Source organism: Roseicitreum antarcticum (assembly GCF_014681765.1).
Taxonomy (GTDB): domain Bacteria; phylum Pseudomonadota; class Alphaproteobacteria; order Rhodobacterales; family Rhodobacteraceae; genus Roseicitreum; species Roseicitreum antarcticum.
Window position 1 is genome coordinate 1 of record NZ_CP061502.1, and the last position, 15,150, is coordinate 15,150.

Sequence of the window (15,150 nt, forward strand, 5' to 3'; positions counted from 1 at the left end):
TGACCTGTACCGCCGTCGCCGTCTGGCAGATCTGTCTTGACCGACTCGCGCCATGTGGCATCGGCTTCTTTCTCGCCATCCGCGCGTTTACGCAAGACGATGATGTCGGTTGTAACCTCGGTGCCGTTTTCCTTGAATGCGGTGTTGGGCAAGCGGATCGCGCCGACCAGGTCCGCACGGTCAGCGAGGTAGTCCCGCGCCGAAGTGTCACCCTTGTTCATCGTGCCTGCCGATGTGATGAACATCAAAAGGCCGCCGGGCCGCACGGAATCCAGCGATTTGGCAAAGAAATAGTCGTGGATCATGAACCCTTGCGGGTATGCGGGGTCGGCCTGAATTTTCGTGCCCGAGAACGGCGGGTTGCCGATGACAAGATCATAATGGTTTTGCGCCAGCGGGGTCTTGATGAAGTCGCCTTGGCGGATGTTCTGTCGGGGATACAGCGCCTTGGCAATCTGGGCAGTGACAAGATCAAGCTCCAGCCCCTGATAGCTGGTCTGTTCGCGCACGTCAGCCGGAATGGTCCCGGCGAAACCGCCGACACCCATGCCCGGTTCATAGACGCGACCACCGTTGAACCCAAGCTGTCGGGCAAGCCCCCACATGCCGCGCAGCGCGCTTTCGGCAGTGTAGAAGGCATACTGGCTGGTACGGGAAAGGGTCGCCTTCTCCTCGGCGTTCAGAAGCCCGTCAATCTCGGATGCCAGGTCGGGGAACTTAACGGACCCATCCGAACGGGGAAGCGTCCCTGCGAGGGTGCCTGCGCCACCGTACTTGGCAAGCGATGCCCGTTCTTCTGCCGTGGCCGTGCGGCCTTCTGACTGTATTGCGCGCAAGGTGCGCAGGGCTGCAATGCTCTCGCGCGCCCGGGTCTTTTCACCACGGGCAAGCGTCAGCCCGCCCGGCTCAATGATGTGGTCGCGTGGCCCTAGTTGTTCATCAGCTCGTCCAGAGCGTCCTGCTGCGCCATCTCTCGCAGCATCACGTTCAGCGCTGGGTCGCTGTTGTCCGTCGGGTCGTACCCCACGTTCTTGGCCGCCCGGCTCGTCACTTCCGCGACGTGTTCCGTCAGCTTGCCCCTCCCGCGGCGCTGGATCTCCCGCGCCCTGTCGGGTGCTTGCTCGATCAGTGCGTCTGTTACCTGATTGATCACCTTCAGCCTCGCTTTTTTGAGCCTGGTCAACATTATCAGATGCTGAGGTTTCTGCCAATGCGCTTGCATCAGCGTTGCGACGGGCTTCTTCGGCCCGCATTTTACGCACCTCGGCCATGACATCCGCAGATGTATCCATGTCGGCGACATCATCACCGGCAAGGTCCATATCATCCCTGATCTGGTTGTAGGCGTTGCGGGCGTAGGGCTGTGCGCGCTCCAGCGGCAGCCCCATGCGCTCCATCATCGTGGTGATCAGATCTCGGAACCGGCGACGGCCCGCCCGGACATAGAGAGTGCCGATTTTCAGCGCGACTGACACCAATTCGGGATCAAGCCCCGAACTCATCTGTGTCTTGATCTTGTCGAGGAACTGCGCCTCCAGCGCGGCAAGCTCGGCGTTTTCGGCCTCGTTTAGGCCCTTGAGGGCCTTTGCCGGGGTGGTTGTGGCCTCGGGCTGCATATCAGATGATACTGCGGCGGTTTCGTCTTGTTTTTCCTTCGATTTTTTGCGAGCGGAAGGTGGTGACTGCTTCGGTTCGGTCGTTGGGGTGTCCTTAAACTTCGCCACGATCCGCATGTCAGTTTCGGGCTTGCGCACACTGTCCAAGTATTCGGTAACCTGCGCATCCGTCAGGCGTTCCATGGTCGCACGGATACCCGGTCCGCGCGGATGGAAGAAGGTGGTGCCTTTATCATCCCAGACCACGCGATAGCCGTCTTCGGTAGTCATTTCGCGGTTGGTCGAGACCTCGGGCACCACCATCTTCATCGGCTTTTGCCAGCGTGACTTATCGTTCAGCGCGGCGCCCAGATCGGCCACGCTCATCGCCGTGACCCCGCCCCAGCGATCAGAACCCTTGCCGTCGCTGAAACCTGCCAGATAGGCTTCGCGCGCTTTCTGCTGGTTCCCAAAGCCCAGCATCACCTTGTGTTCATCGAATGCGCCGGTCTCGGCATCCTTCTGATCCACCACAAACACCCGGTCGCTGTTGGTATCGTCCCCCATGTAGAAATCGACGTGATCCCCATCCGCGCCCTCGGTGCGCAAAATACGGCCATAGTGGGCAGGCATGGTGACGGACCATTCGGTCTTGCCGTCAGGTGTCTTCTTGCTGCGGACCGTGCCTTTGCGGTTCTCGATCGACAGCTTCATGCCGCGCCAGTCGGTCTTGGCGGTCTTGTAGTTTTCGGCCTCGGCCTGCGCCGGGGTGGGGTTTGGGTTGGTCTCGGCGGCGATCTGGTCGAACTGCTCGGCGGTAGGTCCAGCATCCGGCGCAACACTTCCCGTTTTGGAAATGGTTGGGGGGGTAGGTTCCGGCTGGGGGGTGGGTAGGTTAGGGTTAGCCTCTCGGGAGGTTGCGTCGATTGCAGCCTGCACCTTGTCCACATGCTTGCGTGAGAAGATGAAGCCTTGTTCCTTGGTGTCCCATTTCAGGCTGACACCATCGACCTGCGGCGGCTGGTCTTCCGACACGCCTCGCACAATGGCGGCGCGCTCACGGATATTCTCGACCACCGGCGTTGATGCCGGGCCCGGCGCCTGATCCTCAACCCGATCTGCAGGTGTAGGCGTCACCGAAGCATCATCAGCAGGAGTGAGTATACGCGCGCCGATGGTGAATTCCGACCCGCTGTCGCCTCGGACAACCACCTGCCCCTGACCGGAGCGGCGATCAAGCGAACTGACGGTGCCAGTGACCGTGCGCGGCGGCGTGAACGCATCGTCCACATACTGAACCCGCATACCCTTCTTGAATTTGCCCAAAGCTGCGCGGTTTTCAGAGAACCCGGCGTCAATCTCCGGGGTGGCGCCGATAGAAGGCTGGCCGTCAGGCGCAAGGCGCTCGGCAGTTTCTTGCGTTTCATTTTGCTGCTCACTCAGTGCACGTACTGGTTCGCCGGTTCCAACTGCATCAGGAATACCGCGCCCACCATCTGCGCCATCGGGTGGTTGACCTCCACTGTCGGGCTGTTGTCCAGCAAGCGGCGCAACGCCTTCGCTTCCTTCTTCGTTATCAGGCCGTCCCGGCGCAATTCCTTGATCGCCTGCCGGTATCCCATCCAAAACCGCATCATCCTGATCCTTCTCTGCCTGGCGCACCGCGACAAAGCCCTCGTTGCGCGGCTCGATGCGGTATTCATCTGCATTGAGGCCATCACGCTTGATCTTGGCGGTAAGGGCAGTCTCGCTTTTGTAGGGTTCACCATTTGCGCGCGTAATCAGGTCCGGGGTGGACGCGGCATCAGGTGCGCCCTGCATCCCTGCGCCCTGCATCCCTGCGCCCAACTCGCCCAAAGGGTCTGCCCCGGTATCGCCTGCGGGGCCAGCCTGCGGCGCGGACACTTGGCTTTCGCTGGTGATGGCATCAAGCTGCTCTTTTTTCTTGGCGGCGTAGATTTCTTCAAGTCGGACGCGGATTTTGCGCAGATCCTCGCCCTCGCCAAACTCGTTGGCAATTGATGCGACATCGCTGAGGGCGCGGCCTGCAAGATCAATGCTCATGTCGGGCATTTCACTGGTTCGGCCAAGCTCAAACACCATCTGGTCGTATTCAGATGGCAGGGGGCTTCCTGCATCTTCCACCAGCTGCGGCGACTGATCCTGCCCGGAACCGCCTTCATCGCGCGGCGTGATCTGCACCATACCGGCCTCAACGTCTGCGCGCGGAATTTGGTAGACCTGACCCGTGGTCGGGTCCATCAGTTCATAGCCGTCATCGTTGGCAATCAACACCTCTGCGGCCATGGGCTGGCGTTCACCTTCGATCTGCACCCAGACCATAGGGGCTGCGCCGTTATTCGTCGGGTCGGCGGGGGCTTGTTGTTGAGGCGCAGGAATACCGCTGACCTCCGAGGCTGTGCCCCCACCGTCCCTGACCGCATTGGGGGAGACCATCCCTACTGCGGTGTTCGCTTGCGGCGCTGAGCGTGTAGCACCTTGCATCATGGAATCGCGCAACGAACCTGGGCGCACGGGGGGCGCGGCAAGCGCGTCCTCTGCCGCTGCACCTGGCGCTGCTGGCGTACCCGTAGAGGTGTCGGGCTGTGCTTGGGTCTCAGCCTTGGTCCTGATGCCCTCAGCAACTGTGCCAGCCTCGCGCCGGGCGTATTCCACGCCCTTGTCATAGGCCCGCTGCTGGGCAGCGGTGCGCCCCTGATCGTCATAGCCACCCTCGGCGTCGGTCAGGCTGGCTTCTGTGCCGTTCAGCTCGTTCATGACACCGCGCATGAAGGCGGAACGGTCACGCTCAGCAAGGCCAGGCAGATCGCGCGCTTCCAACTGCTCGGCTCTGTCGTAGATCGGGGCCAGAACCTCGGGGATTTCGCCCTCGGCGCTACGCACCGCGCGGTTCACACCGGCCTGTTCGTTCGCCCCCACTGCGCCGCCGATAGGCCCGCCCAGCAAAGCGCCGGCACCAAAGGCGATGATTGCGGCCTCGCCGTGTTTCTCAACCAGAAGCGGGCCGATTGCGCGCAGTTCATCACGCGAAATCGCGGCCTGAATGTCCTTGTCAAACATCACCTGCTCAATGACCAGCGCGCTTGCCTCGGCGGTGCCCTCAAGCAGTGAGCCTCTTGCTGCACCTTGGGCGCCGCGCGCGATGACATTTCGCACCACGCCCTCTGCGGCCTCGTTGATCGGACGTTGCAGCGCCCGACCAACGCCAGCCGGGAACAAGGTCTGCGCAAGGCTTGTGGCGATTGCAGTCCCCATGATCCGGGTTTGAACCTCGGGATCATTCACGTCATGCTCGTTTTCCTCAGCGGTACTCCACGCGGAATCGAGCATTTGCGGAAAGATGCTGGCAGCGGCACCAGCCACGGCACCAAGCGCGCCACCTACGACAGCGCCCTTCGGCCCTGCAATCGCGCCGATCTTGGCGCCTGCTGCCGCACCGGCAACGCTCATACCAATATCGCCTGCGATGCCCGGCGAGGATTGCACGGTAGCATCAACGATGTTCTGCCAGATTGTGTTGCTTTCGCTGATCGCGGCACTGCGCGCGGCCTCAGCCTCATCCTGCCCCAGTGTGCGGTCAGCGAAATCGACCATCGCCTGGCCCGTTTCGTCAAAGCCAAGAATTTGAAGCTGACGCCCCGCCCCAGAAATCAATGCTTCTGGATACTGGCGCGCACCAAGGGCAAGATCCTCGCCCACTGATCTGCGGCCCTCGCCTGCGGCGGCCTGCTGGCGCTGCGCGCGCTCTGCCTGCATGCGTTCGGGGTAGAGTTCATCACCGATCTGGCGCGCGCGCTCAAAAAAGGCATCCGACTTTTCACCGGCTGCCTCTCGGATGATCGCGCGAATATCACCACCCGCCTGCAACTGCGGCCCCAGCTCGCCCGCTGCATTCTGCGCGAAGCTCACCAAGTCATCTGGGTCACTCACATTCGCCGTTTCTCCCATGGCAAGGAGGACATTGACCGGGACGCTGCTGCGTTTGGCGATGTCTTCGACCTGCTGGAAGTGCGTCTTGTTGGCGGCGGAATAGTCCCGGTCGAAGATGTTGGCCACAAGCGCAATCCCTCTGTCATGTGCGATTGCAGCACAATATGCTGCAAATTTCAGTCAGGCTATACCATATCTTGTGGTCAGTCTGCCAGCAATGGAACTTGCCCGCCACCTGATCCCTGACCCAAGGAGCCAAGGATGCGTTGCTCTGCGGCGGTGATCTGTTCGGGTGTTGCCCCGATACCCGCTTCTTCGGCAGCCTGCTTGCGAATTGCGATGCGGTTTTGTGCGGTCAACCGCTCGGGCCGGTTGTCTTCATCGGCCCCAAATGTTGCTGACCACATCCGGTCAAACGCGGCTTCGGGGGCCAGCGCGCCAACCCCGATCGCCACCATATCGCGCAAGCCATTTACCTCCTGCCGGAACGTCCGTCCAGTTTGGTTGTCCCGGAACATGATCGTTGCACCGATCACTTCGCCGCTTTGCGGGTCGGTCTTCATCTGAGTGCCTTCACGCACCACAGAAAGCCCGTCGTCGTAGTAATCTTGGGCCTCGTATGCCCCGACCAGCCCATCGAGCATGCCCTCCATATCGTTCAAGCTGAAGGCATGCATCGCGCGCGCCCAGGAACGCATGCCCTGCTGAACGCTGCGTTCCTGCGTCCATGCCTCAAAGGCGCGCGCCTTCTCAATCTGGCCGGTGCGGATGTAATGCTCGACAATCGGTGGCATCTGGGTGCTGCGGTATTCGCGCACAGTCGCATCCGCAGCCCGGTCTGCAACCTGCCGCGACTGCGCCGGGCTGGCGTCACCGCGCGCAGCACTGGCGACACTCATACCTGCCCTTTGCGCTACGGTGGTTGCAGCTTGCACCGACCCCATAGGGGTGCCTTCCTCGGTGCGTGGCAATCCCTCACTGGCCCCCGACACGACGGCAGGCTGTGCCGCGCTGACATTGGGTGCAGCACGGCGCGGCCCGGGGCCGGTGGGCTGGGTTTGGACAGCCATCGCTTGCCCGGGCGCTGCTGGAGTTTGAGGGCGCGGGGTTTGCTGGGCTGCCCGATCCTGTTGCCGTTGATCGCCCATGCTGCGCAGATCCCGCGCGGTGTCGAAGGAAGCGGCTGCCCCGGCCTCATTGCCGGTAAGTGCGTTGATGACGCCAAGCCCTTCGCGTCCTGCGGCTCGCATGTCGCCCCCGAATGCGGCAAAATCAGCCATCGCGCCCTTTGCGACATTCGTGACAGCACCCGCTGCGCGCGGGACTACCCCAGCGATTCTTTGCGCGCGTGCCTGTGCTTCTTCTGATGCGGGCGCTGCTGGCGGCGCATCCACACGGCGCGGCGCGTCTGACCTGACGCCACGGGTCGCCTCGGTGTAATCCGAATATCCCTGACCGCGCCCTTGCCGGGCGTCTTGCATGGCATTGCCATTTTGCGGAACGGGCCTTGACTGGCTGGGCGCAGGCGCAGCGGGCGCGGCGGCTCTGTCTTGGCCGGGGACGTATGGTGCAATACCAGTGATGTCAGCGCCGCGCTGCACGTCAGGCGCAACAGCCGCGCCGGGTGTAACTGCAGCAATCGTTCGGGCGGGCACCGGCTCAGGGCTGCTGTTTACCTGATCAGGCACAGAGGGCGGGGTATTGCGGGCGGTTTCGCGCTGCGCAACCTGACCGGCCAAACGATCCTGCATGATCGCGCCGCCCGGCCCGGGTTGCTCACTGAAGCCCATCACGCCAAGCGCGCGGTCCTCGGTTGGCGGAATTGCACCGCGCCGGGCCGGTTGAGCCTGCACTCTGGGCTGTTCCTCATTCGATGATGCCACCCCTGCAATCGAGATACCTTCATCGCGCGGGTTGCGACCAGCCATTTGATCTGCGGTTTGGCCAAATGCTTCACGCTCTGCTGCGCTTTCGGCATCGAGCCTAGCCTGTTCGCGTTGTTGGCGCGCGCGGTCTTCATCGGCCTGCGACCAGACCTCTCTTTGACGGCCCCGTGCCTCGCCGGTCCACTCCCGGTCTTCGCGGTCCCACTCAAGCTGCTCGTCCTGAATTTTGCGTGCGCGTTCGCGGTCGTTGCGCGCCTCACGCCAGTCTTTTCCCTGAAAGACACCGTTCACGAATCCTGCGAAAAAGCTCATCGGCCACCTCTGTTCTGCATGTAGCGATTGGCCCAACGCCACGCCGTTGGTTCGGTATCGGTGTTTTGCGCGCGGTCCGGCGCTGCGGAAGGCGTCGAGGCGTTCTCGCGCTGCGGCACTGTTATACCGCGCGCGATGCGCCCCACGCTGGCGGAATAGTTGGGGTCCGTGGCATACCCTGACCGGCCAAGGGCGGCCAGTTGCCCATCCAGATCGCCCGCCGCCAACATGTTGCGGTAGCGCGGGTTGCTTTGCAGGAAATGGGCGTAGTCATCTGCGCTCTGCCCTGGATCATCGTATTGCCGAAAGCTGTCAGAGATGTTGACGCGCTGCCCGTTGACGTACTCATGTGTCCCGTGTGTCGCGCCACCTTCGCGCCCGTGGGACTTGATGCCGAAATAGTTGTTGCCCGGCGCGGATCTTCCCCAGCCGGTTTCCTGCGCTGCCTGCGCAATCACCAAACGCGGGTCGATGCCGGTCCGTTCGCTGACCCTCAATGCGTGCGGCATGAGCGTGTCGATAAACTCCTGCTGAGATTGGCGGGGCCTGCTCACCCGAGCGGCGCGGCGCGGCGCGGCCTGCGCTTCTTGCGCTGGCCCGACACCCTCCATCACGTCCGCAGGCATGCCCACACCGCGCTGCGCCGGGCGCTGCTGTCCAATCGCTTCCATTGCCGATAGCTCACGCTGGCGCACTTCGCGATCTTTGCGCGCGTTCATGCTGTCAGCCGCGCCATTCAAGAACCCTGCTGCAAAGCTCATGTCACGCGGCCTCTTTGATGCTGATTGCCTTTTCAAGACGCTCAACCTGCGCGGCCAACTCCTTGGTGGCGCCCATGTTCACGCCGATAGCGTCGATGACACTGATCGACTTGCCATCGCCCAGCCCCGTCTCGCGCTGAAACTCTTGCGCATATGGGCCGACGTGGCGGCCGCCGTCGCCTTCGCCTGCCTTGTAGTCCCATTGCTCGACACGCATATTTTTCACCGCGTCGAGGACGCCGATGGCCTTGGATTTGTTCTTTTTGGCATTTTCGTCTGAGGTAAATGGCAGGGCACCAACGATAGACCCAAGCGCACCGCCGATACCCCCCATTGTGGAGTTATTGGCATTAAACTGCGCCATCTGGGCGCTATGCTGCTGGCCGAAGATGTTGGCCATCTGCCCATGGCCTTGCATCGCCCCGGTGTGGCCCTGCGCGCTCATATTGCCCGCCATGCCCATCGACGTGGCGGGGTTCACGGCCATACCGCGTCCCATGTTGACGACGCTTGCCATTCGCGCCTCGCCACCTGCCTCAACCTGCCTGCGCGCCATGTTGCCCGCGCCAGCGGCAGACAGAGATTCCGCGGTGCCCGCGCGGCGGGTCTCCCCAGCGAAGCGGCCAGAAGCCGGGTTGACGCCCATTGCACCCATTTGCCGGTTGCGCTGCTGACCTGCCATTGCAGACTGCTGACGGACATCGGCCACGGCCTCACTGGCGGCGGCGGCGCGGCGCTCGGGAGAGTCGTAGTTCTGCGCGTCTTCGATCATCTGATCTTCGAGCGGCTGGAACGTCGTCTGATACCGCTCACGGTCTTCCTCGGCCCACCCTTGTGTGATGCTGGACAGCCCCTGCATGTGTGCGAGGTATCGCTCTCCGGTTTGGGCCGACATCAAGGCGGCTTCACCCATACGCGGATCAGGGCCTGGTGCTGATTTACCCATTTTTACTTTCCTTTACGCGTTTAGGCAGCCAGGGGCATTCGCTGGCCAGCATCCCGAACAATACACCATCTGATCCGTCATTTGCACCACATCTTGCTACACCTTCGATGCGAAGCCCAACCTTTAGTGCCAAGACCTGCACCGGGATGTTGTGGTGCGGCACCAAAAAGTTGAGACGCGTCAAATTGAGGTGCGTGAAGGCATAGCCAAAGACCAGCGCCAGAACCTTTCGTGACAACCAGCGCCGCCCCCCGTTCGACGCGACATGAAGGCTGGCATAGGTGCTGTAGAAGGCGTTGAAGCAGATCACTGCCTCAATACCGCCCGCGTCGTTCATAACGCCCAGTGCGACTGTCTCTGAGGGCATCATATCCTTCTCGACACCCATGCGCGGCTCTGCCCATGCGATAAGGTCGGCTTGATTTTGCATTGTCACACGCATGTTCATTCTTCCTCTGGATATGGGAACCGCGCCCGGATTTCTTCAACGCGCGCGGCGTATTCATCTTTCGACACCTCCCCGCGCAGCACCTTGCCGATCAGCGGGTCTGCTTCGGTCTGAAAGGCAGCACGCCGGGCGGCACGGGCTTGTTCGGTCTTCGCAGCGCGCTTGGCGGATGGATCAGCAACTATCCTCATGTCGACTCCACCAGCCATTTTGCCGACAGCCATGGAAACGGCGGGTCGATTTCGATTTGATACTGCCCCGGCTCCGGGAAGCTCATGATGATGTCCATCCCGTCTGCGGTGCCGACAGCAGCACCATCGAGGGCGATCACGGCACCATTCGGCACGCCGGAAATCGTGTAATCTTCGCTGGAGGCAAAGAGCGTGGGTTCAGGCGGCGTGATCTGCGGCCTCGGCACAGCGCTGCCGTCCGCGATATAGTGGGTCTCGCCCGACCAGCTGCCCTGAAGGAAGAAGGGGAAGCCATGCACCGTTGTCCCTTCGGGCGCGCCCCCGGTGGTCGATCCGCCAATTCTGCCATCGGCATCAAAATGCACATAGTTTGTCATCGCTTGCTCAAAATCCCCACAATACTCAGTTCAAGAATTTCCGGCTTGAACAGAGTTGAGTTGTCGCCGGTATAGCTGCCCTGAACGGTTATGGTGTTGTCGCCCGAGGTCAGGGACGGAACGGCAAAAACCCCCGTGCCCGGGCCGCTTTCTGCGCTCCGCGTGAAACGCACCGTTCCATTGATCACGACGCGATAAGAGCCATAGGCGTAGAAGACATCGCCCTCGCTGTTTTGCCGCGAGGTTTGGGTCATCAACCCCGACACGATCGCGGTCAGGGTGGCCCCTGAGAACGCGGGTATATCAACACTCAGGATGTCGACCCACACACTGGTGGTGTCGTAGCTTGCGCGCTGCACTGAACCGATTGTGGTCACGGCGCCCTCGCGCAAGGACAGCGTGCCGAATTGCGCGAAACCGCTGCGATAGATCGCCCAGCCGCTGCCGTCCGGGCCGGGGGTGTAATTGTCCGACTCGATCCCTCCCGCTATCTTAGCGCTGGTGATCGTGGCGTCCGCGATATTGGCGGTGGTGATTTCGGCCTCGCCAATGTTTGCGCCAGTGATGACTGCATCGCCGATCTGCGCCGTGTCGGTGATCAGCAGGCCGGTCGAGAGCTGCGCCGCAGTCACGCTACCGTTCAGGATGATGTTCGCAGCGTCAATGCGGGCCATGGACGTGGTGCCCGTCGGATCGCTGGCCGCGATCAGCTCCAGCGTTGCACCTGCCGAACCCGCTTCGGCGCGGAAGGCCAAGGTCGCCGCAGCGTTGCCCTCGATCGTGCTGATTGCCGTGGCTTGCGTCGACACTTCGGCAGAGACATCGCCAAGATCGCTTTGCACAGTGCTGATCTGCGTAGCCAGTGCGGCATCATCGTTCGCGCGCGTCAAAGCCTCTTGCGTGACTGACGCGGCAATATCAATCACGCGGGCCTCTGCGTCGTTTGCGGGCCTGATGCTGATGCGATGGAAGCGAATCGTTTTTTCAGCGTTGCCCGAAACCAGCGTGTTGCGGTTCGCGTAGACGATCAGCCGGTTGTAATCGAACACCCCGGCAAAATCGCTGGGTCGCTCGATCAGCATCGTGGCCGTCATGGGCTGACCAGTGACCACCGGGCCGCTTGAAGACATGCTCAGTGGCACTTCCACACGGCTTACCGTGCTGGCGGAATTTACCCAGTCGAGGTAAACACACGCCCCGGCGATACTGCCGCTTTCGAGCGTGAAATCCACGTCGACCACATAGCGCTCGGCATTTCGCGGCCCGCGCCAGTTCGCCCGGTCTGATCTGGTTTGCAAGCCATCGACTTCCCCCAGATCGGTGACAAACCGCCAATCCTGACCGATTGAATAGAGCGTGTTGTCCACCAAGGTCAGTTCACCTTGGGCATTGTCCCGCGTCCAGTTGGCGGCATTGAACTCAGCAAGGAACTGGTCCCTTAGAACCGATATACCGCGCGATGTGATCTGCGACGTGACGGTAAGCCGTTCGCCAGCCAGTGCAGCAGCTGCATCTGCATTCTCACTGGCGGTGACTGCTTGGCTTCGGGCCACCCCGGCAGCGCTGGCCTCGGTCTGGGCCGCAATCTCGGAATCGGATGCAGCAGTTGCCGATTGGGACGCATCAGACGCGCTTGTCTGGGCTGCGCTGGCAGAGCTGGCCGACGCCGTTGCGCTATCCCCGGCGCTGTTCGCGCTGGTTGCCGCATTCGTTGCGCTGGATGACGCCTGCGCCGAAGAAGCTTCCGCATTGGTCGCGCTGGTCGCTGCGTTGGTTTCCGCGCTCTCGGCCCCTGAACGCGCGGTTTCCGCTGCGGTCCGCGATGCTTGGGCCGCTGTCGCCGACTGATCGGCATCGGTTGCGCGCGTGTCAGCCGTTGCAGCAGACGCGGCTGAGGCCGTTGCAGCATTCTCGGCGTTGGTTTGCGATGTGGCGGCAGTCGCGGCGGCGTTGGCTGCGCTGGCTTCCGACAGGCCTGCGGCAGTGGCAGAAGCCGCCGACTGCGTTTGTGAATTCCCTGCACTGTTGGCGCTGGCCAAAGCGTTCGCTGCTTCCGCGATTGCCGCGTCTCGCGCGGCCTGGGCCTGTAGGGCAGCGGCGTTCGCGCCATCGACATCCACAAGCAATGCGTCGAAATCGGTCTGGATCGAAGTCGTGAAGGCATTGACCTCGGCAATGATGTTGTCGGCGGTGGTGTTCAGGTTGGCGATGTCCACCAGCACGCCTTCCACTGTGACGCCGGTTTCGGTCACAGTCTCGCTGACACGCTGTATCTCACGCATGGTCTGCGCGTTGGCGGGCCCAAACAATCTGTCGAACTCATCGACACGCAGCGCGCGCCGACCATCGTTGCCTCGATCACCGATCAGGATGCCAAGAGCCTCGAACAGCCGTCTTTCGGTCAGGTTTGGCACAGCATTACCCTCCCGACAGTGCGCTGATGTCACCCGCCATCCGGTATGCAGTAACGGTAGCGGTGCCTTCGCACTCGAACTGCCACCGTTCGGCCAGCCCAGATGGCAACCGGAATGGCGTATCGGCATCTGATGTTTCACGGATCTGAGCGGCATCGGCAAAGACACGGGTTGTCACCGTGCGCCCGGCCTCAAACATGGTTTGGGTCTCGGCTGCACCATATCCGACTGCGCCGCCTTGCCGCATCAGCCCGCTGCGCCAGCGGTATTGCATCGGTGCGCCTGCGTCCCACTTTCTGACTTCGGTTCCGCCTGAAACGCCGTCGAGGATGTATAGGTCGCCGCGCGATATGTCGTAATGCATCGCGGCGGCCTGAATATCGGCACGGGTGATGAATGGCTGATCACCAGACATGTCAATAACGACGATCTTGCGTGTGCCCGACACCGGCTCATGGGAGACGACATAGGCACCATCATACTGCCCAGCGATGAAGGTTGCCGGGTTTAGCGCTGCCCACTGGTCACGGGTCCAGATCTTGCGCGATACGACCTGCGCGCCGCTGGTGGACAGCATGATAAGGCCTTCGGTCGATGGATAGACGGCGGAGTACCCCAGATCAACGATGCCGCGCGCGGACACGCAGGGGTAATTCATTTCAACCCGCTCCATCACCATGTTTTCCGGCGCGGTTCCTTGGGCAAGGTATGGCTGGCCGGTGGTCAGGATTGCCAGGGTCGAGCCAAAGGCGGAAAGACCAACAACCTCGTAGTCCACCTTCAGGCGATACCGCACCGGCCACGCATGTGGGATGAACGGCTCACAGAACAGCACCTCCTTGCCTGAGAATGCAGCCATCATACCGTTGGGCATGGCGATGATACCCGCCATGTCACTGGGGGGCGCATCATAATCATTGCTGGGAAGCACCTCTCCCAAGGGGTGGCTCGTGTCGTTGTAGGTGAAGCTGTTGCCTGCAATGGGCTGCTCCGCGACGAAATACAGATCGGTGATGCCCATGGCTGACGTCTGGCTGCGATAGATCCTGCGATGGGTGACACCGCGCCCCGCAGGCGGCGGCGAGAAGTTGCTGACGGTGACGCCAAGCCCCGGTGTCCAGTCGAGGGTATCGCTGATGGGGGAGGGCGGGCTTTCTTCTTGCTGGTCCGTGACGAATGTCACCACGAAAGCAATCGTCTCGAACACCTCGGGGTCAAGCGTGCCGACCAACGTTGCCGTGGGCGCGTCGGCCGGGCCGGGCAGCGCGAGGTTGCGGGTCTCGCCGCCGACGATGACACGCGGTTGCAGATCGCCTGTCACATAGAGCCGATCTTGCGCGACCGGGCCGGGTACAGCGTTCACAACGGTATTCCAGGACCGCCAGACGGCATTGTGAAAGGTGAAGGATTGCGCAGTGCTGGCGAAGGTGTTGGCTGTCACGGTCGCATTCAGCGCGGCTATGTTGCCATCCTTGAGCTTTGCGTTCAGTGCGACCTCAGCGAAGCCCTGCGGCAAAAGGCGCGGGGTTATGCGTGGGATTTCGCCCTTGAAATTCTCGGCTTTGAGCATTGGTCGAGATCCTACATGAACGAAAAGCGGGTGCGTTTGGCCTTGCGCTGCTGGCCCCTGATGCTCTGCGAGAAGTGCTTGTCGCAGGCGCGTTCAAACTTCGTGAGGTAGAATCCGCCCATCTTTGGGTCGGTCCACCGCTGCTGGGGCACCATCAACAGCTTTGACAAGGCTCCACATGCGACCGCCTCGCCCCATTGGGTCAGCAGGAAGTCGGGAACGACATTGAAATCGTCCTGAATGGGGTCGCCCAACTCGCCCGGCCCGAACTGCTGGCCCATGCGGGGCTTGAGAAATACCGACAGTTCCAGCGTGCCCGCAGCGAGAGGCAGGACCGTGACGTGGTTGGGGTTGGTCTGGGTGACGTATTCAGGCTGCCCGGTCTCAAGCGACGGGCGGTACTCCTTGGACACGTCGGAAAACTGCGTCGGGGTCAACGCGCGCTTTTGGGAAAACTCTGACGTGAACGACGCATATTCGATTTCATGGATCGCGGCGTAATATGGCGCAATCATCGCCTCCGTGGTCTGGTCGGTCAGATCGACGCTGATCAGGTGGCGCCAGCATCGGGTGCGTTCGCAAAACTCGATTGCCGCCATCCGAATGTACTTCTCGGCCACGATGTCAGGCGCACCTGGTGCGTGCGGCATGACATAGGGCAGAAACTGCGCGATACGGATGGGGGCAACCATAGCAATG

Annotated in this window: 10 protein-coding genes; all 10 read right to left on the reverse strand. The window is 61.8% G+C overall.

The window, feature by feature from the left end:
• The coding region (locus H9529_RS18455; RefSeq protein ID WP_190305751.1) for an Eco57I restriction-modification methylase domain-containing protein at positions 1–5,672 on the reverse strand (5,672 nt) is incomplete at its 3' end.
• A gap of 77 nt (positions 5,673–5,749) precedes the next feature.
• Positions 5,750–7,744, reverse strand: a complete 1,995-nt coding sequence (locus tag H9529_RS18460) for a hypothetical protein (RefSeq protein ID WP_092892200.1) — start codon at positions 7,742–7,744, stop codon at positions 5,750–5,752.
• A complete protein-coding gene (locus H9529_RS21400) occupies positions 7,741–8,505 on the reverse strand; it encodes a glycoside hydrolase family 73 protein (RefSeq protein WP_218132180.1) in 765 nt (254 codons plus the stop codon). Before H9529_RS21400 ends, H9529_RS18460 begins: the two co-directional genes overlap by 4 nt.
• A 1-nt stretch (position 8,506) precedes the next feature.
• Positions 8,507–9,451, reverse strand: a complete 945-nt coding sequence (locus H9529_RS18470) for a tail fiber domain-containing protein (RefSeq protein WP_092892198.1) — start codon at positions 9,449–9,451, stop codon at positions 8,507–8,509.
• Positions 9,444–9,893 (reverse strand): GNAT family N-acetyltransferase, encoded by a 450-nt coding sequence (locus tag H9529_RS18475; RefSeq protein WP_092892196.1) that lies wholly within the window; start codon positions 9,891–9,893, stop codon positions 9,444–9,446. The genes H9529_RS18470 and H9529_RS18475 overlap by 8 nt, the downstream gene beginning before the upstream one ends.
• 2 nt (positions 9,894–9,895) lie before the next feature.
• On the reverse strand, positions 9,896–10,090 hold the full coding sequence (locus H9529_RS18480; RefSeq protein ID WP_092892194.1) for a hypothetical protein: 195 nt from the start codon (positions 10,088–10,090) through the stop codon (positions 9,896–9,898).
• Entirely contained in the window at positions 10,087–10,467 is a 381-nt protein-coding gene (locus tag H9529_RS18485; protein ID WP_092892192.1) for a hypothetical protein, read from the reverse strand. Before H9529_RS18485 ends, H9529_RS18480 begins: the two co-directional genes overlap by 4 nt.
• Positions 10,464–12,881, reverse strand: coding sequence for an autotransporter outer membrane beta-barrel domain-containing protein (locus H9529_RS18490; RefSeq protein ID WP_092892190.1), 2,418 nt, complete (start codon positions 12,879–12,881; stop codon positions 10,464–10,466). Before H9529_RS18490 ends, H9529_RS18485 begins: the two co-directional genes overlap by 4 nt.
• Positions 12,882–12,885: 4 nt before the next feature.
• The gene (locus H9529_RS18495; protein ID WP_092892188.1) at positions 12,886–14,451 is read right to left on the reverse strand and encodes a hypothetical protein; all 1,566 of its coding nucleotides are present in this window, start codon (positions 14,449–14,451) and stop codon (positions 12,886–12,888) included.
• Between the two features lie 11 nt (positions 14,452–14,462).
• Positions 14,463–15,143 carry a hypothetical protein gene (locus tag H9529_RS18500; RefSeq protein ID WP_092892186.1) on the reverse strand — a complete coding sequence of 227 codons (681 nt, stop codon included), beginning with the start codon at positions 15,141–15,143 and terminating at the stop codon, positions 14,463–14,465.
• Positions 15,144–15,150 lie beyond the last annotated feature (7 nt).